Genomic DNA, 16,975 nt, shown 5'->3' on the forward strand with positions numbered 1-16,975 from the left:
GAGCCTGTAACATGACAGCACGCCATATGCTGGCGTGAAGCCGCCGGCGCGGTGCCGGTGTCATCACGGAGGAAAGATTCCAATGAGTGCATCCAACAATCTTGAAGCAGCAGCCGAAGACATCGCGAGCGACGTGCGCGGCGTGCTGGCCAGCAAGGACCTGGATTCGGTTCCCCACATCAAGGCGCTGCGCCAACGCATCGACACCAAGCTCGCCATCGCACGCGAACTGGCTTCCGAAAAGAGCAAGCTGGCCGCCAAGAAGGCGCGCCAGGCGGCCACTGCCACCAACACCTACGCCCACGACGAACCTTGGCAGGTTGCCGGCGCCGCACTGGCCGTCGGCGTGCTGGTGGGCCTGTTGCTTGGCCGCCGCTGAGCGTCACCGAACCGGCCTGAGCGCGCACCGCCGTCCGTTCGTTCGCCGTTGCCACGCTGAGGTGGCCGGCGAGGGCGGAGGTGGCGCATGAAACTGCTGTCCCTGTTCGGGCTCGACGCCCGCATCCGTCGGTTGCGCATCGCCGCCGCCGAAGGTGCGCTGGCGGCCGAGGACCGGGTGCAGTTGTTGCGCATGGCCTGGGAGGACGAGAAGCAGCGCCTGAAGCTGACCCTGGTCCTGGTCGTCGCCGTGCTGGGGCTGACCACCGTTGCGGTGGCGCTGCTCTCGATGGCGGTGGTCGTGCATTACTGGGACACGCCGTACCGCGTCACCGCCGCCTGGGTGGTGGCCGGTGTCTGGGCGGTGCTGTGGCTGGCGGCCGTCATCAGCCTGATGCGCAGCCTGAGCAACGCCTCCAACAGCTTTGCTCCGACCTTTCAGGAGTTCGAGCGCGACTGGGCCTGGGTCCAGGACCGTTTCAACCTCGGCAAGGACCCGGAGCTGGACGACGAAGCACCGCGTCCGCCGCGCCCCGCCACGCGCGAAGAGTTGCTGGCCCGCATGGAGCGTCAGCGTGAGCGCATCGCGACCCTGCAGGGTGGCCGCGACACGCAGCCGGCCTCAGGCGAGCCTGCGAACGAATCGGCCGCGGCCACCGCGTTGCGCATTGCACGCGAGCACCCGGTGGCTGCCGGGGTTGTCGCTGCTGCCGCCGTGGTGGTGATTCGCCCGAAGCGGCTGCTGCGCTGGGCCACGGTCATTGCGCCCGTGCTCTGGCGCATGCGCTGAGCACGAAGAACCGGCTCAGGCCTTGCGGCGATCATGCTGCAGCGCCTGGGCCGTTTCGCGGACCAGCCCGGGGCCGCGATAGATCAGGCCGGTGTAGATCTGCACCACGTCCGCGCCCGCGGCGATCTTGGCCTTGGCATCCGCCGCACTCAGGATGCCGCCCACCCCGATGATCGGAAAGTCCTTGCCCAGTGCCGCGCGCAGTTGCGCGATCACCCGGTTGCTGGCTTCGCGCACCGGTGCACCCGAGAGGCCGCCGGCTTCCTGCGCGTGCGGCAGGCCCGCCACCGCATCGCGCGCGAGCGTGGTGTTGGTGGCGATCACGCCGTCCATGCCGTGGCGCTGCAGCGTGGCCGCAATCACCGCGACCTGAGCGTCGTCGAGGTCGGGGGCGATCTTCACGAACAGCGGTGCGCGTTTGCCGTGGCGTGTGGCCAGCGCTTCGCGCCGTTCGGCCACGGCGCCCAGCAGGGCGTCGAGGGCTTCGTCGCTTTGCAGCGAGCGCAGGTTGGCCGTGTTGGGGCTCGAGATGTTGATCGTGACGTAGTCCGCGTGCGGGTAGACGCCGTCCAGGCAGGCCAGGTAGTCGTCCACCGCGCGCTCGATCGGCGTGGCTGCGTTCTTGCCGATGTTCAGGCCGAGCAGCATGGGCGATTTGCCGCCGCCGGCCTGCTTGCGGAAACGCGCCTTCTGCACGTTGGCCAGGAAGGCGTCGAGCCCTTCGTTGTTGAAGCCGAGCCGGTTGATCAGCGCGTCGCGCTGCGGCAGGCGGAACATGCGCGGCTTCGGGTTGCCCGGCTGGCCCTTGGGCGTGACCGTGCCGACCTCGACGAAGCCGAAGCCCATGGCCGCGAAGGCGTCGATGCAGCGTGCGTTCTTGTCCAGCCCGGCGGCCAGGCCGACGCGGTTGGGGAAATTCAGGCCCGCCAGCTGAATGGGGTCTTCGACGCGCGCCGCCGCATAAGCGCAGGCCAATGGCGTGTTCTGGGTGCGGGCCAGCCCGTCGAGGGTGATTTCATGGGCGTGCTCGGGATCGAAACCGAACAGAAAAGGGCGGGCCAGGCCATAGAGCGAAGAGGGCAGCAGCAGGGGCATCGGATAATTCTCGACTTCAATGAGCCAAGGATTCTCCGCGATGACCGCACCCACCTCCCCAAGCCCTCTTTCCCAGGATGAACTCAAGGCCCAGGTCGGCCTTGCCGCGCTGGCCTACGTGGTCAAGGGCGAGATCGTCGGCGTGGGCACCGGCTCCACGGTCAACAAGTTCATCGACGCGCTGGCCACGATCAAGGACGAGATCAAGGGCGCCGTCTCCAGTTCGGTCGCGTCCACCGAGCGCCTGCGCGCGCTGGGCATCCCGGTGTTCGACAGCAACGAGGTGGAAGAGCTGGCCGTCTACATCGACGGCGCCGACGAGATCGACCACCAGGGCTTCATGGTGAAGGGCGGTGGCGCGGCGCTCACGCGCGAGAAGATCGTCGCGGCGCAGTCGAAGCGCTTCGTCTGCATTGCCGACGCTTCCAAGCTGGTCGAGACGCTCGGCGACTTTCCGCTGCCGGTGGAAGTGATTCCGATGGCCGCGCGCCGCGTGATGCGCCAGTTCGCCAGCCTGGGCGGCATTGCCCAGGTGCGCGAGAAGGACGGCCTGCCGCTGGTGACCGACAACGGCCAGCACATCGTCGACGTGACCGGCTTGCGGATCACCGACCCGCGCGCCTTCGAATCCGAAGTGAGCCAGTGGCCCGGCGTGGTGACGGTTGGGGTCTTCGCCCATCAGAAGGCCAACGTGTGCCTGCTGGGCACGGCGTCGGGCGTGAAGACGATGCAGTTCGCCGGCTGAACGGCGGCGATGCGAAACGGGGGCCAAGGCCCCGTCATTTTTTAGAACTTGATGCCAGCCGGGTTGCTCGGGCCCGGTGCGTTCGAAGGCGGAGCCGGCGCGGGGTTCGGGGGCTGCAGGGGCGCGTCGGCCGCACGGGGTGCCGCAGCCGGTGCCTGCTGGGCCACAAGCGGTCGCGCTGCGGGCGGGCGGTAGCCAGCGGGCAGGCTGTTGCTCTTGGGGTAGCCGGCCGCATCGAGGTAGCGCGACCATTCCACATCCGAGAAGCCCTTGAGCTGCTGCGAGCCGACGGTCAGCAGCGGCAGCGCGTTCTGTCCGCTCAGGCGCTGCAGGGCGTCGACGTCCTCGTTGCTCTTGATGGTGCGTTCCTCGAAGGGAATGCCGCGCGTGGTGAGCAGCGTGCGCGCCTCGTTGCAGGGGCCGCAGCTTTCGCCGCTGTACAGCGTGACGGGGTAGCGCTGTGCCACCTGACGCAGTTCATAGGGAAGCCCGCTGTTGGCCGGCGCATTGACGCCGGCCGGTTGCGGCCCGCCCGTCGGTGCGTTGGTGACGACGGGGGGCTGATCCGAAAACGTGACCTTGCCGTTCTTGTCTACCTGGCGGTAGACCGGCTGCGCCAGCACGCTGGCAGCAGCCGAGAGCAGCAAGACGGCCAGGCCGATCAGGCGACGCGAGGGGAGTTTGTAAAAAGTCGGATACATCCTCCCGAGTATCGCAAGCTTCGGCGCCGTATCAAGCGGGCTGGGCCTGAGCCATGCCCTGATGTCGCAGCAGCGCATCAAGCTGCGGCTCGCGGCCCCGGAACGCCTTGAACGAATCCATGGCGCTGCGGCTGCCGCCGGCCTCGAGGATGGCCTGGCGGTACTTGCGGCCGGTCTCGATGTTTGGCTCGCCATTGGCGCCCACGGTTTCCTCGAAGGCCGCGTAGGCGTCGGCGCTCAGCACCTCGGCCCACTTGTAGCTGTAGTAGCCGGCCGCGTAGCCGCCCGAGAAGATGTGGCTGAAGGTGTTCGGCGTGCGGCTGAACGGCGGCGAGGGCATCACGGCCACTTCGGCGCGCACCTGGCCGAGCAGCGCCATCACGGCGCCCGTCGGGGCGGCGGCGGCCTGGTGCTCGGTGTGCAGCAGCATGTCGAACAGCGAGAACTCGATCTGGCGCAGCGTCTGCAGCCCGCTCTGGAAGTTCTTGGCGGCGGTCATCTTGTCGAACAGCGCGCGCGGCAGCGGCTCGCCGGTGTCGACGTGGGCCGTCATGTGGGTGAGCACGTCCCACTCCCAGCAGAAGTTCTCCATGAACTGGCTCGGCAGCTCGACCGCGTCCCACTCGACGCCGCTGATGCCCGAGACGTCGCGCTCGTTCACCTGCGTGAGCATGTGATGCAGGCCGTGGCCGAATTCGTGGAAAAGGGTGGTCACGTCGTCGTGCGTGAGCAGCGGCGGCTTGCCGTCGACGCCGCTGGCGAAGTTGCACACCAGCTGCGCGATGGGCGTCTGCAGCGCGCCATCGTCGGGGCGCAGCCAGCGGGCGCGCACGTCGTCCATCCAGGCGCCGCCGCGCTTGGCGGCGCGGGCGGAGGGGTCGAGGTAGAACTGGCCGACCTTCTGGCCGGCCCGCTCGATGCGGTAGAACTCGACGCTCGGGTGCCAGGTGGGCGCGCTGTCGCGGCGGATCGACACTTCGAACAGCGTCTCGACGATCTTGAACAGGCCCGCCATCACCTTCGGTGCCGGGAAGTACTGCTTCACCTCTTGCTCGCTGAAGGCGTAGCGCGCTTCCTTGAGCTTCTCGCCGACGTAGGTCCAGTCCCAGGCCTGCGGATCGACGAGGTTCAACTGCTCGGCAGCGAAGGCGCGCAGGTCGGCCAGGTCGCGTTCGCCGTAGGGCTTGGCCTTGACGGCGAGGTCGCGCAGGAACTTGACGACCTGCTCGGGCGATTCGGCCATCTTGGGCACGACCGAGAGTTCGCCAAAATTCTTGTAGCCCAGCAGCTTCGATTCTTCTTCGCGCAGCGCGAGGATCTCGGTGATGAGCGCGGTGTTGTCGAACTTCGGATCGCCGAGTTCGCTGGCGCGCGTGACGTAGGCGCGGTAAAGGGTTTCGCGCAGTGCGCTGCTCTTGGCGAACTGCATCACCGGCAGGTAGCACGGCATCTTGAGCGTGAGCTTGTAGCCTTCCTTGCCGTCGGCCTCGGCGGCCGAGCGCGCGGCGCTCACCACGTCTTCGGGCACGCCGTCGAGTTCACCCAGCTGCGCGTAGTGCGCGAAGGCGTCGGTGGCGTCGAGGGCGTTCTCGCTGAACTTCTGGCTCAGCTCGGCCTGGCGTTCCTGGATGTCGGCAAAGCGCTGCTTGGCCTCGCCCTGCAGCTCGGCGCCGCCGAGCACGAAGTTGCGCACGGCGTTCTTGTGCGCCTGGCGCTGCTCGGGGTTGAGCGTGGCCGGGTCGATGGCCTTGTACTTGGCGTACAGGCGCTCGTCGGAACCCAGTCGAGTCCAGAACGCGGTCACGCGCGGCATGGCCTCGTTGTAGGCGGCGCGCAGCTCGGGCGTGTCGGCCACGGCGTTGAGGTGGCCGACGGCGCCCCAGGCGCGGCTGAAGCGTTCGGAAGCCACGTCGAGCACCTTGGAGATCGCGAGCCAGTCGGCCGGGAATTCGGGCGCCGTCACCGTCTGCAGCGCGGCCTCGGCATCGGCCAGCAGTGTGTCGACCGCGGGCGACACATCCGCGGGCTGGATGCGGTCGAACAGCGGGAGGTCGGTGAAGTCGAGGAGGGGGTTGTTCGTGATGGCCATGGAAATTACTTGGCGGCGCGTTCGGCGGCTTCAAGGGTGTTGACGAGCAGCATGGCGCGCGTCATCGGGCCGACGCCGCCGGGCACGGGCGTGATCCAGCCGGCCACTTCCTTCACGCCGTCGAAATCAACGTCGCCGGCGAGCTTGCCGTCCGCCTTGCGGTTCATGCCCACGTCGATGACGACCGCGCCGGGCTTGACCATGTCGGCTGTGAGCAGGTTGAGCTTGCCCACGGCAGCGACGATCACGTCGGCCTGGCGCGTGATCGCGCCCAGGTCTTGGGTGGCGCTGTGGCAGATGGTCACGGTGGCGCTTTGGGCGAGCAGCATCATGGCCATCGGCTTGCCGACGATGTTGCTGCGGCCGATGACCACGGCGTGCTTGCCGCGCAGGTCGTAGCCGATCGATTCGAGCATCTTCATGCAGCCGTGCGGCGTGCAGGGCCAGAAGCCCGGGGCGCCGGTCATCAGTGCGCCGGCGCTGGCGACGTGAAAGCCGTCGACGTCCTTGGCGGGCGAGATGGTCTCGATGACCTTCTGGCTGTCCATGTGCTTCGGAAGCGGCAGCTGCACCAGGATGCCGTGCACCGTCGGGTCGTCGTTGAGGGCGCGGATGCGCGCCAGCAAATCGGCCTCGCTCAGGTCGGCGGGGTAGGTCTCGAGCGTGGCCTGCAGGCCGGTCTCGGTGCTGTCGTTGACCTTGTGCTTGGTGTAGACCTGGCTCGCCGGATCGCTGCCCACCAGGATGATGGACAGGGCCGGGTTCACGCCGCGTGCCTTCAGCGCAGCGGTGCGGCCGGACACCTCGGCGCGGATGGTTTTGGCGAGGGCGTTGCCGTCGATCAGTTGGGCGGTCATCGGTTTTGATTTTCCAAGTAAAAACGCCCGCTTGCGCAGGCGTGGGGAAGGTGCGTGGCTATCGGAGGGATAGCTGCAGCTCAGGAGGCCTTGGCGGCTGGAGCCGCTTGCCCGAGCGCGATCTTGAGCAGATCGGCCACGGTGTTGGCGTTGAGCTTTTCCATGATGTTGGCGCGGTGCGCCTCCACCGTCTTGATGCTGATGCCCAGGTCGTCGGCGATCTGCTTGTTCAGGCGGCCGGCAACGATGCGCTCGAGCACCTGGGCCTCGCGGCCGGTGAGCTTGGACAGCAGTGCGTCGCGGCTGGCCGACTGCTGGTGCTGCGTGAAGGCGCCGCGTGCGTGTTCGAGCATGCGCTCGACCAGCGACACGAGTTCTTCGTCGTTGAAGGGCTTCTGGATGAAATCCATCGCGCCCTTCTTCATGCTGTCGACCGCCATCGGCACGTCGCCGTGGCCGGTGATGACCACGATCGGCAACGGAGAACGCCGTTCGATCAGTCGATCCTGCAATTCGAGGCCGGTCATGCCGGCCATGCGGATATCGACGATCAGACAGGCGACTTCGCGCGGGTCGTATCGGGAGAGAAAGGATTCGGCGGACTCGAAACAGCGGACTCTGTAGTCCTTGCCTTCGAGCAGCCATTGCAGTGAATCGCGGACGGCTTCGTCGTCATCGACGACATAGACCGTGCCCTTCTTCGGAATCAAACTCATGCAGGTACCTTTGCCTCGTCGCTTGCTACGGAACTGATAGCGTCCAACACCGGAATCCAGAAGGAAAAACGGCATCCGATCACATCCGGGCCATTGTAGATGTTCTCTGCCTGCATCCGGCCGCGGTGCGACTCGACGATGGTGCGGCACAGGTTGAGCCCGATGCCCATGCCTTCGGGCTTGGTGGAGAAGAAGGCCTCGTAGAGCCGGTCCATGACCTCTGGCGAGAGGCCCTTGCCCGTGTCCTGCACCGAGAACTCGATGGCATTCTGCCCCTCGATCACCTTGGGCAGCACGCGCAGTTCGACGCTGCGGCGCGCCAGCGGGCGGTCGGCGATGTCGATGGATTCGGCCGCGTTCTTCAGCAGGTTGACCATGACCTGCTCGATGAGGATCGGGTCGACGCGCACCACCGGCAGCCGCGCGGCCACGTAGTGGTTCAGGCGCACGTTGCGCCGGCGCAGCTCGATGCCCGCGAGTTCGACCGCCTCGCTCACCATGGTGGCAACGTCGGCCGGCGTGCGGTTGGGCTCGCTGCGCTTCACGAAGGAGCGGATGCGCTGGATGATCTGGCCCGCGCGCTGCGCCTGCTTCGAGGTTTTTTCGAGTGCGGCAAGCAGGGCGTCGTTGTCGATCGTCTGCCCCTTGATGCGCGACATCATCCCGTTGCAGTAGTTGGCGATGGCGGTGAGCGGCTGGTTGAGCTCGTGTGCCACGCTGGAGGCCATTTCGCCCATGGTGATCAGGCGGCTCGCGGCCTGGGCCTTGTCGGCCTGGGCGGCGGCTTGCTCTTCGGCGTCGCGGCGCGGCGTGATGTCGGTGGCGATCACCAACTGCGCCAGGCGCCCGTCGACCCAGGTCAGGTAGCGCGAGCGCACCTCGAGCCACTTGCCCAGGTGCGGCACGAAGATTTCGTTGTTCGCGGTCTGCGCGGCGGTCAGGGTGTCGATCGGCAGGCCGGCGTAGGGATCGACGTCGTCCAGGCCCTCGTCGTGCGCGTTCGACGGCGGCACGCCGGCCTGCGCCACCATGCCCAGGTGGCCCACGGTGTCAGAGCCGAACCACAGGCGGTACAGCTTGTTGGCGAACAGCAGCTCTTCGCTGCCGATGGGCGCCACCGACACGGCGGCATCGAGCGCTTCGAGCACGGTGGTGAAGCGTTCGTACGAGGCGGACAGCTGCTCGCGGATGCGCGTCGGCTCGGTGATGTCGGTCATCGACGTCATCCAGCCGGTCTGGTGGCCGCGCGCATCGATCAGCGGCGACACATACAGGCGCGCGTTGAAGACGCTGCCGTTCTTGCGCTTCACGCGCACCTGGAAGCCGCCGGGCAGGGCGCGGCCGTGCAGTTCTTCTTCGAGGCGCTCGTTCATCACCTCGCGGTCGGATTCGAGCCAGTACGGGAAGGGCGGCGTCTGGCCGACCAGCTCGTCTTCACTCCAGCCCGTCATGGCGCAGAACGCGGCGTTCACGTAGGTGATGCGGCCTTGCAGGTCGAGCACGCGCATGCCGGTCAGCATGGAGTTTTCCATCGCACGGCGGAAGTTGGTTTCGGCCACCAGCCGCTGCTGCGCCTGCAGGCGTCGGCGCGTGTGGCGCCAGGTGCCGATCAGCATCCAGCTGGTCATCACGCTGAGCGCGCACACGAGCCAGAAGAGGCCGTTGCCCACCACGCCCTGCGAGGTGCGGTAGGCCTGGGCGCGCAGCATCAGCGCGTTGCCGACAGGTGATACCGGCACTTCGTATTCGTTGGTGGCTTCGGTCCAGGGCAGCAGGCGGGTGCCGCTGTTCTTCAGCGGCGTGGTGTTGCCGGCGATCACGTTGCCCTTGGCGTCGAGCAGCGAGACGGCGTAGCGCGCCTGCACTTCGGAAGGCATGCCGTAGCGCAGCAGGCCGTCGATCGAGAACTCGCCGAGCACCACGCCCGCGAACAGGCCCTGGTCGAACAGCGGAATGTGCAGCTGCAGCATCGCGGCGGGTTCGCCGCCGGCCACGGGTTGCGAGTACACCGGCTGGCGCAGCTCGCGCGCCAGCGCGTAGTTGCTCTCGATGTCGCCGGGGCGCAGCACGTCGCCGATCAGGTGCTGCTGTGCCGGGTGGACGCTGGGCGCGGCATAACCGGCTTTGAAGCGGCGCCGGTCGTCGATCCAGCTGATGGTCTGCAGCTCGGGGAACTGGCTCACCAGCGACTCGGCACGGCTCGTGAATTCGACCGGGTCGATCTCGCGGTTGGAGGCATCGCGCGCGATGCGCATCAGCTGTTCCTGCCGCTCCAGCAAGCGCAGGCGCATGCGTTGTTGCGCGTACTCGACGTCGCGCCGCACCGACTCCTGCTCGCGCTCGACTTCTTCAGTGCGCAGGTACCAGAACGCTGACACGATGGCCGCGAGAAACAACAGCACGGCCGCCATCGGCGCGAGCATCGCGACGGCGTCCTGCAGCACGGGCGTCTGCTTGCGCCACCACGTGCGCCACCAGGACAGCGGCGAGGCTTTGACGGCACTGCGGGCGACCGCGAGCGGGGAGGAGAGGGGCATGCGCGGAGTTTAGGTGATGGCCCTCCCGGCGAAGAGGCCCTGCGGGGGACGTGCTGCATTGATATTTCATATTAAGAAATCAACAAGCACTATTTGAAATAGGGAAACTTCTATGCGAAACTCCGGCGCGCTCGGTGCCCAGCGCACTAAATTACAGCCACAGCCCTAAAAGGAGAGACAAGCATGTCGGCAAATCCCGAGAACCTGTTCGGCTCGGCCGCAAACGATGCGGACGCCCAGGAAACGCGTGAATGGATGGATGCACTGTCTTCCGTCATCCAGAGCGAGGGGCCCGAGCGGGCGCACTTCCTGCTCGAACAACTGCTTGAACATGCGCGCCAGAACAGCGTCGACATGCCGTTCTCGGCCAACACCGGCTACGTGAACACCATCGAGCCCGGCGTGGAGGCTCGCAGCCCCGGCAACCTCGAGATCGAACAACGCCTGCGCGCCTACATGCGCTGGAACGCCATGGCGATGGTGGTCAAGGCCAACCGCATCCACCCGCCCGAAGGCGGTGACCTCGGCGGTCACATCGGCTCCTTTGCCTCGCTGGCCAGCATGTTCGGCGCCGGCTTCAACCACTTCTGGCGCGCCGAGAGCGAAAACCACGGCGGCGACCTGCTGTACATCCAGGGCCACGTGTCGCCCGGCATCTACGCCCGCGCCTACCTGGAAGGCCGCCTCTCCGAAGACCAGCTGCTCAACTTCCGCCAGGAAGTCGACGGCAAGGGCCTGTCGAGCTACCCGCACCCGAAGCTGATGCCCGAGTTCTGGCAGTTCCCCACGGTGTCGATGGGCCTGGGCCCGCTGATGGCGATCTACCAGGCGCGCTTTCTCAAGTACCTGCACGCCCGCGGCATTGCCAACACCGAGGACCGCAAGGTGTGGGTGTTCTGCGGCGACGGCGAAATGGACGAAGTCGAATCGCTCGGCGCCATCGGCCTGGCCGCGCGCGAGAACCTCGACAACCTGATCTTCGTCATCAACTGCAACCTGCAGCGTCTGGACGGCCCGGTGCGCGGCAACGGCAAGATCATCCAGGAGCTCGAAGGCGAGTTCCGCGGCGCCAACTGGAACGTCATCAAGCTGATCTGGGGCAAGGGCTGGGATGCCCTGCTCGAGAAGGACCATGACGGCGCGCTGCGCAAGATCATGATGGAGTGCAACGACGGTGACTACCAGTCGTTCAAGGCCAACGACGGCGCCTACGTGCGCAAGAACTTCTTCGGCCGCGATCCGCGCACGCTGAAGATGGTCGAGCACCTGACCGACGACGAAGTCTGGAACCTGCAGCGCGGCGGCCACGATTCGCAGAAGGTGTACGCCGCCTTCCACGCCGCCCAGAACCACAAGCGCCAGCCCACGGTGCTGCTCGTCAAGACCGTCAAGGGCTTCGGCATGGGCAAGATCGGCGAAGGCAAGAACACGGTCCACCAGACCAAGAAGCTCGGCGACGAAGACATTAAGGCCTTCCGCGACCGCTTCAACATCCCGATTCCCGACAGCCAGATCGCCGAGCTGCCGTTCTACAAGCCGGCCGACGACACGCCCGAAATGCGTTACCTGCACGAGCGCCGCAAGGCCCTCGGCGGCTACCTGCCGCACCGTCGCACCAAGGCCGACGAGAGCTTCACGGTGCCCTCGCTCGATGTCTTCAAGTCGGTGATGGAACCCACGGCCGAAGGCCGCGAGATCTCGACCACGCAAGCCTACGTGCGCTTCCTCACGCAGCTGCTGCGCGACAAGGCCCTGGGTCCGCGCGTCGTACCCATCCTGGTGGACGAAGCCCGCACCTTCGGCATGGAAGGCCTGTTCCGCCAGATCGGCATCTACAACCCGCACGGTCAGCAGTACACCCCGGTCGATAAAGACCAGGTCATGTACTACAAGGAAGACAAGGCCGGCCAGATCCTGCAAGAGGGCATCAACGAAGCCGGCGGCATGTCCAGCTGGATCGCGGCGGCCACGTCGTACAGCACCAACAACCGCATCATGGTGCCGTTCTACGTGTACTACTCGATGTTCGGCTTCCAGCGCATCGGCGACCTGGCCTGGGCGGCTGGCGACATGCAGGCCCGCGGCTTCCTGCTGGGCGGCACTTCGGGACGCACCACGCTGAACGGCGAAGGCCTGCAGCACGAAGACGGTCACAGCCACATCCTGGCCAACACCATCCCGAACTGCGTGAGCTACGACCCGACCTTCGCGCACGAAGTCGGCGTGATCCTGCACCACGGCTTGAAGCGCATGGTCGAGAAGCAGGACAACGTCTACTACTACCTGACGCTGCTCAACGAAAACTACGCGATGCCCGGCCTGCAGCCCGGCACCGAGGAGCAGATCATCAAGGGCATGTACCTGTCCAAGCAGGGCCCGGTGGTCAAGGCCGCCAAGGGCGCGAAAGAAGCGCCGACGGTGCAACTGCTCGGCAGCGGCACCATCCTGCGCGAGAGCTTTGCCGCGCAAGAGCTGCTCGAGAAAGAGTGGGGCGTGTCGGCTTCGGTGTGGAGCTGCCCGAGCTTCAACGAGCTGACCCGCGACGGCCAGGACGCCGACCGCTGGAACCTGCTGCACCCCGACCAGACGCCGCGCGTTCCCTTCGTGGCCGAGCAGCTCGGTGCCACGACCGGCCCGGTGGTCGCCTCGACCGACTACATGAAGGCCTACGCCGAGCAGATCCGTCCGTTCGTGCCGAAGGGTCGCACCTACAAGGTGCTGGGCACCGACGGTTTCGGTCGCAGCGACTTCCGCGCCAAGCTGCGCGAGCATTTTGAAATCAATCGTCACTACATCGTGGTGGCCGCGCTCAAGGCGCTGAGCGAAGATGGCACCGTGCCGGTGGCCAAGGTGGTGGAAGCGATCAAGAAGTACGGCATCAATGTCGACAAGGTCAACCCGCTCTACGCTTGAACATCAACAACCAACGAACGAACGGCGCCTGACGGCGGGAGACAACGATATGGCAGCAGTGGAAGTGAAAGTGCCCGACATCGGCGACTTCGATGAAGTCGCGGTGATCGAGGTGCTCGTGAAGGTGGGCGACACGGTCAAGGCCGAGCAGTCGCTCATCACGGTCGAATCGGACAAGGCGTCGATGGAAATCCCGTCGTCCACGGCCGGTGTGGTCAAGGAAATCAAGATCGCCGTGGGCGACAAGGTCAAGCAAGGCTCGGTGGTGCTGGTGGTCGAGGCCGAGGGCGCGGCTGCCGCCGCCCCGGCGCCTGCGGCCGCGGCTCCCGCTCCGGCGGCTGTAGCGCCTGCACCCGCAGCAGCCGCGCCGGCTGCTGCATCGGGCCCGGTCGACATCAAGGTGCCGGACATCGGCGACTTCAAGGACGTCGCGGTCATCGAACTGCTGGTGAAGGTGGGTGACACCATCGCCGCCGAGCAGTCGCTGATCACGGTGGAGTCGGACAAGGCCTCGATGGAAATTCCGTCGTCGGGCGCCGGCGTGCTGAAGGAACTCAAGGTCAAGGTGGGCGACACCGTCAACATCGGCGACCTGATCGCGGTGCTCGAAGGCGCCGCTGGTGCTGCCGCAGCACCGGCGCCCGCGCCGGCACAGGCCGCGGCCGCTGCGCCCGCCGCAGCAACCGCCAGCGCACCTGCGCCGGCGGCCGCCGCACCGGCAACGGCTGCGCCGGCCCACCAGCCGACGTCGGCCCCCACCGGCAGCCTGCCGCACGCCTCGCCCTCGGTGCGCAAGTTCGCACGCGAACTCGGCGTGCCGCTCGAAGAGGTCAGGGGTTCCGGCCTCAAGGGCCGCATCACGCAGGACGACGTCCAGAACTTCACCAAGGCCGTGATGAGCGGCCAGGCCAGCACCAAGGCCTCGGCAGCCAAGGCGCCGGCCGGTGGTGGCGACGGCGCGGCGCTGGGCCTCATTCCGTGGCCCAAGGTCGACTTCACGAAGTTCGGCACGGTCGAGCGCAAGGACCTGTCGCGCATCAAGAAGCTCAGCGGCGCGAACCTGCACCGCAACTGGGTGATGATCCCGCACGTCACCAACAACGACGAAGCCGACATCACCGAGCTCGAGGCCTTCCGCGTCTCCACCAACAAGGAGAACGAGAAGTCGGGCGTCAAGGTCACGATGCTGGCCTTCGTGATCAAGGCAGTGGTCGCGGCGCTGAAGAAATTCCCCGACTTCAATGCCAGCCTGGACGGCGACCAGCTCGTCTACAAGCAGTACTACAACATCGGCTTCGCAGCCGACACGCCCAACGGGCTTGTGGTGCCGGTGCTGAAAGATGCCGACAAGAAGGGCATCCTGCAGATCAGCGCCGAGATGGGCGAACTCGCCAAGAAGGCGCGCGACGGCAAGCTCGGCTCGGCCGACATGCAGGGCGGTTGCATGTCGATCAGCTCGCTTGGCGGCATCGGCGGCACGCACTTCACGCCCATCATCAACGCCCCCGAAGTGGCCATCCTCGGCCTCTCGAAGGGTCAGATGAAGCCGGTGTGGGACGGCAAGCAGTTCGTGCCGCGTCTCACGCTGCCGCTGTCGCTGTCGTACGACCACCGCGTGATCGATGGCGCCCTGGCTGCGCGTTTCAACGCCTACCTGGGGCAAGTGCTCGCAGACTACCGCCGCATCCTGCTATGACCACGGTTGTGGCCGTCCGCAAAGGCGGTCAGGTCACGATGGCGTCAGATTCGCTGGTGACCTTCGGCGACACGCGCATGTCGCACAACGCCGAAGCGAACCAGAAGATCTTCACCGTCGAGGATGCCGCGGGCCAGAGCCTGTTCGCGGTGGCGGGTGCCGCCGCGCACCAGCTGGTGCTCCAGCATGCGCTGGCCGCCCAGCCGCGCGAGGCGCTGCAGTTCGGCAGCAAGCACGAGGTGTTTCACACCTTCACGCGGCTGCATCCGGTGCTGAAGGATTCGTTCTTCATGCAGACCAAGGAAGACGAGCACGAGCCCTACGAGTCGAGCCAGTTCACGATGCTGCTGGCCAACCCGAGCGGCATCTACGGCATCTACAGCTACCGCGAGGTGTTCGAGTTCAAGCAGTACTGGGCCATCGGCTCGGGACGCAGCTTTGCGCTCGGCGCCATGCACGCGGCCTATGACAACAAGTCGCGCAACGCGCGCGACGTGGCGGAGGCGGGCATCGCCGCTGCCTGCGAATTCGATCGCAATTCGGCCCTGCCGGCCGACGTTCTCACACTCAAACTGAAAGTGTCCAAATGAGCGAACAACACATCAAGGTGCCGGACATCGGCGACTTCGACGAAGTCGCGGTGATCGAGGTGCTGGTCAACGTCGGCGACACGGTCAAGGCCGAGCAGTCGCTCATCACGGTCGAGTCGGACAAGGCCTCGATGGAAATTCCGTCGTCGGCAGCCGGCGTGGTGAAGTCGCTGGCTGTGAAGGTCGGCGACAAGGTCAAGCAAGGGTCGGTCGTGCTGACACTCGAAGTCGACGGGGCCGCTGCGCCTGCGCCGGCTGCTGCGGCCCCCGCACCTGCGGCTGCTGCGCCCGCGCCCAAGGCGGCTGCACCGGCTCCGGCCGCAGCGGCGCCCGTGGCGGCGTCCAGCTACGGCGGCAAGGTCGATGTCGAGTGCGACGTGGTCGTGCTCGGCGCCGGCCCCGGCGGCTACTCGGCCGCCTTCCGCGCGGCCGACCTCGGCCTGAAGGTCGTGCTCATCGAACGCTACGCCACGCTCGGCGGCGTGTGCCTGAACGTCGGCTGCATTCCGTCGAAGGCGCTGCTGCACGTGGCATCCGTCATGGACGAGGTGAAGCACTTCGCCGACCTCGGCGTGAGCTTCGCCGCGCCCACGGTCGATCGCGCCAAGCTGCTCGGCCACAAGAACAAGGTGGTGGGCAAGCTCACCGGCGGCCTCACGGCGATGGCCAAGATGCGCAAGGTGACGGTGCTGCGCGGCGTCGGCAACTTCATCGACCCGTACCACCTGGAAGTCGAAGAGACGTCGGGCACGAGCTGGGACACCACCGGCAAGAAGCAGACCGTCAAGTTCCGCAACGCGATCATCGCGGCCGGTTCGCAGTCGGTGAGCCTGCCCTTCATGCCGAAGGACCCGCGCGTGGTCGACTCGACCGGCGCGCTGGAGATGGGCACCGACCCCAAGCGCATGCTGATCCTGGGCGGCGGCATCATCGGCCTCGAAATGGGCACCGTGTACTCGTCGCTGGGCGCGCGTCTGGACGTGGTCGAGATGCTCGACGGCCTGATGCAGGGCGCCGACCGCGACCTGGTGAAGGTCTGGCAGAAGATGAACGCGCCGCGCTTCGACAACATCATGCTCAAGACCAAGACGGTCGGCGCCGAAGCCACGAAGGAAGGCATCAAGGTCACCTTCGAGGGCGAGAACGCACCGAAGGAGCCGCAGGTGTACGACCTCGTGCTGCAGGCCGTCGGCCGCAGCCCGAACGGCAAGAAGATCGGCGCCGAGAAGGCCGGCATCGCGGTGAGCGACCGTGGCTTCATTCCGGTCGACATCCAGATGCGCACCAACGTGCCGCACATCTTCGCCATCGGCGACATCGTGGGCCAGCCCATGCTGGCGCACAAGGCGGTGCATGAGGCGCACGTGGCGGCCGAAGTCATTGCCGGCGAGCAGAAGGGCGACAAGGAGCTGTCCAGCGCCGCCTTCAACGCCCGCGTGATCCCCAGCGTGGCCTACACCGACCCCGAAGTGGCATGGGTCGGCCTCACCGAAGACCAGGCCAAGGCCGAAGGCATCAAGGTCAAGAAGGGCCACTTCCCGTGGACGGCTTCGGGCCGCGCCATCGCCAATGGCCGCGACGAAGGCTTCACCAAGCTGCTGTTCGATGCCGAGACGCATCGCATCCTGGGTGGCGGCATCGTCGGCACGCATGCGGGCGACATGATCGGCGAGATCGCGCTGGCCATCGAGATGGGCGCGGACGAGATCGACATCGGCAAGACCATCCACCCGCACCCGACGCTGGGCGAAAGCATCGGCATGGCGGCGGAAGTGGCGCACGGAACGTGTACCGACCTGCCGCCGGTGAAGAAGGCGGCCTGATCGAGAGGCGCTACGGCGCCTATCGAGCGCCCACAAAAATCCCGC

13 protein-coding genes are annotated in these 16,975 nt (G+C 66.6%); 7 read left to right on the forward strand and 6 right to left on the reverse strand.

Annotated elements, in window-relative coordinates; translation table 11 throughout:
* Window positions 1-82: 82 nt before the first annotated feature.
* Complete coding sequence (locus tag CY658_RS10510) at window positions 83-379, forward strand: glycine zipper domain-containing protein (RefSeq protein WP_056580064.1); 297 nt, start codon at window positions 83-85, stop codon at window positions 377-379.
* 87 nt (window positions 380-466) lie between these two features.
* Window positions 467-1,168: a phage holin family protein gene (locus CY658_RS10515; protein WP_101490033.1), complete on the forward strand. Its 702-nt coding sequence runs from the start codon at window positions 467-469 to the stop codon at window positions 1,166-1,168.
* A gap of 15 nt (window positions 1,169-1,183) precedes the next feature.
* Here CY658_RS10515 and CY658_RS10520 read toward each other — a convergent pair whose 3' ends face one another.
* Complete coding sequence (locus CY658_RS10520; protein ID WP_101490034.1) at window positions 1,184-2,263, reverse strand: quinone-dependent dihydroorotate dehydrogenase; 1,080 nt, start codon at window positions 2,261-2,263, stop codon at window positions 1,184-1,186.
* Between the two features lie 40 nt (window positions 2,264-2,303).
* Between CY658_RS10520 and rpiA the strand changes: the two genes are divergently transcribed.
* Window positions 2,304-3,008, forward strand: coding sequence for a ribose-5-phosphate isomerase RpiA (gene rpiA / locus CY658_RS10525; protein WP_101490035.1), 705 nt, complete (start codon window positions 2,304-2,306; stop codon window positions 3,006-3,008).
* Between the two features lie 41 nt (window positions 3,009-3,049).
* On the opposite strand, the gene CY658_RS10530 is transcribed toward rpiA, so the two are convergent.
* The 5 genes from CY658_RS10530 to CY658_RS10550 form a co-directional block, all read right to left on the reverse strand.
* On the reverse strand, window positions 3,050-3,709 hold the full coding sequence (locus tag CY658_RS10530) for a glutaredoxin domain-containing protein (protein ID WP_101490036.1): 660 nt from the start codon (window positions 3,707-3,709) through the stop codon (window positions 3,050-3,052).
* Window positions 3,710-3,740: 31 nt separating this feature from the next.
* Window positions 3,741-5,798: a M3 family metallopeptidase gene (locus CY658_RS10535; protein ID WP_101490037.1), complete on the reverse strand. Its 2,058-nt coding sequence runs from the start codon at window positions 5,796-5,798 to the stop codon at window positions 3,741-3,743.
* A 5-nt stretch (window positions 5,799-5,803) separates the two neighbouring features.
* Window positions 5,804-6,655 (reverse strand): bifunctional methylenetetrahydrofolate dehydrogenase/methenyltetrahydrofolate cyclohydrolase FolD, encoded by an 852-nt coding sequence (gene folD, locus CY658_RS10540; protein WP_101490038.1) that lies wholly within the window; start codon window positions 6,653-6,655, stop codon window positions 5,804-5,806.
* A gap of 80 nt (window positions 6,656-6,735) precedes the next feature.
* The gene (locus CY658_RS10545) at window positions 6,736-7,371 is read right to left on the reverse strand and encodes a response regulator transcription factor (protein WP_056580071.1); all 636 of its coding nucleotides are present in this window, start codon (window positions 7,369-7,371) and stop codon (window positions 6,736-6,738) included.
* The gene (locus CY658_RS10550; RefSeq protein WP_099790120.1) at window positions 7,368-9,908 is read right to left on the reverse strand and encodes a PAS domain-containing sensor histidine kinase; all 2,541 of its coding nucleotides are present in this window, start codon (window positions 9,906-9,908) and stop codon (window positions 7,368-7,370) included. The genes CY658_RS10545 and CY658_RS10550 overlap by 4 nt, the downstream gene beginning before the upstream one ends.
* Before the next feature lie 183 nt (window positions 9,909-10,091).
* On the opposite strand from CY658_RS10550, the gene aceE reads away from it, so the two are divergent.
* From aceE to lpdA, 4 genes are read left to right on the forward strand one after another with little or no spacing between them, the layout of a single operon-like run.
* The gene (aceE, locus tag CY658_RS10555) at window positions 10,092-12,821 is read left to right on the forward strand and encodes a pyruvate dehydrogenase (acetyl-transferring), homodimeric type (RefSeq protein WP_101490039.1); all 2,730 of its coding nucleotides are present in this window, start codon (window positions 10,092-10,094) and stop codon (window positions 12,819-12,821) included.
* Between the two features lie 49 nt (window positions 12,822-12,870).
* Window positions 12,871-14,517, forward strand: coding sequence for a dihydrolipoyllysine-residue acetyltransferase (gene aceF / locus CY658_RS10560; RefSeq protein WP_101490040.1), 1,647 nt, complete (start codon window positions 12,871-12,873; stop codon window positions 14,515-14,517).
* On the forward strand, window positions 14,514-15,107 hold the full coding sequence (locus tag CY658_RS10565; RefSeq protein ID WP_101490041.1) for an MFS transporter: 594 nt from the start codon (window positions 14,514-14,516) through the stop codon (window positions 15,105-15,107). The genes aceF and CY658_RS10565 overlap by 4 nt, the downstream gene beginning before the upstream one ends.
* The gene (gene lpdA / locus CY658_RS10570; protein WP_101490042.1) at window positions 15,104-16,930 is read left to right on the forward strand and encodes a dihydrolipoyl dehydrogenase; all 1,827 of its coding nucleotides are present in this window, start codon (window positions 15,104-15,106) and stop codon (window positions 16,928-16,930) included. Before CY658_RS10565 ends, lpdA begins: the two co-directional genes overlap by 4 nt.
* Window positions 16,931-16,975: the final 45 nt, after the last annotated feature.

Source organism: Variovorax sp. RO1 (genome assembly GCF_002849325.1).
Taxonomy (GTDB): Bacteria; Pseudomonadota; Gammaproteobacteria; order Burkholderiales; family Burkholderiaceae_C; genus Variovorax.

Excerpts from the sequence above, each read along its gene's own strand:
- rpiA (WP_101490035.1), top strand. The coding sequence starts at position 2,304 with ATGACCGCACCCACCTCCCCAAGCCCTCTTTCCCAGGATGAACTCAAG.
- CY658_RS10515 (WP_101490033.1), top strand. The coding sequence starts at position 467 with ATGAAACTGCTGTCCCTGTTCGGGCTCGACGCCCGCATCCGTCGGTTG.
- aceF (WP_101490040.1), top strand. The coding sequence starts at position 12,871 with ATGGCAGCAGTGGAAGTGAAAGTGCCCGACATCGGCGACTTCGATGAA.
- folD (WP_101490038.1), bottom strand. The coding sequence starts at position 6,655 with ATGACCGCCCAACTGATCGACGGCAACGCCCTCGCCAAAACCATCCGC.
- CY658_RS10530 (WP_101490036.1), bottom strand. The coding sequence starts at position 3,709 with ATGTATCCGACTTTTTACAAACTCCCCTCGCGTCGCCTGATCGGCCTG.
- aceE (WP_101490039.1), top strand. The coding sequence starts at position 10,092 with ATGTCGGCAAATCCCGAGAACCTGTTCGGCTCGGCCGCAAACGATGCG.
- CY658_RS10535 (WP_101490037.1), bottom strand. The coding sequence starts at position 5,798 with ATGGCCATCACGAACAACCCCCTCCTCGACTTCACCGACCTCCCGCTG.
- lpdA (WP_101490042.1), top strand. The coding sequence starts at position 15,104 with ATGAGCGAACAACACATCAAGGTGCCGGACATCGGCGACTTCGACGAA.
- CY658_RS10550 (WP_099790120.1), bottom strand. The coding sequence starts at position 9,908 with ATGCCCCTCTCCTCCCCGCTCGCGGTCGCCCGCAGTGCCGTCAAAGCC.
- CY658_RS10545 (WP_056580071.1), bottom strand. The coding sequence starts at position 7,371 with ATGAGTTTGATTCCGAAGAAGGGCACGGTCTATGTCGTCGATGACGAC.
- CY658_RS10510 (WP_056580064.1), top strand. The coding sequence starts at position 83 with ATGAGTGCATCCAACAATCTTGAAGCAGCAGCCGAAGACATCGCGAGC.
- CY658_RS10520 (WP_101490034.1), bottom strand. The coding sequence starts at position 2,263 with ATGCCCCTGCTGCTGCCCTCTTCGCTCTATGGCCTGGCCCGCCCTTTT.
- CY658_RS10565 (WP_101490041.1), top strand. The coding sequence starts at position 14,514 with ATGACCACGGTTGTGGCCGTCCGCAAAGGCGGTCAGGTCACGATGGCG.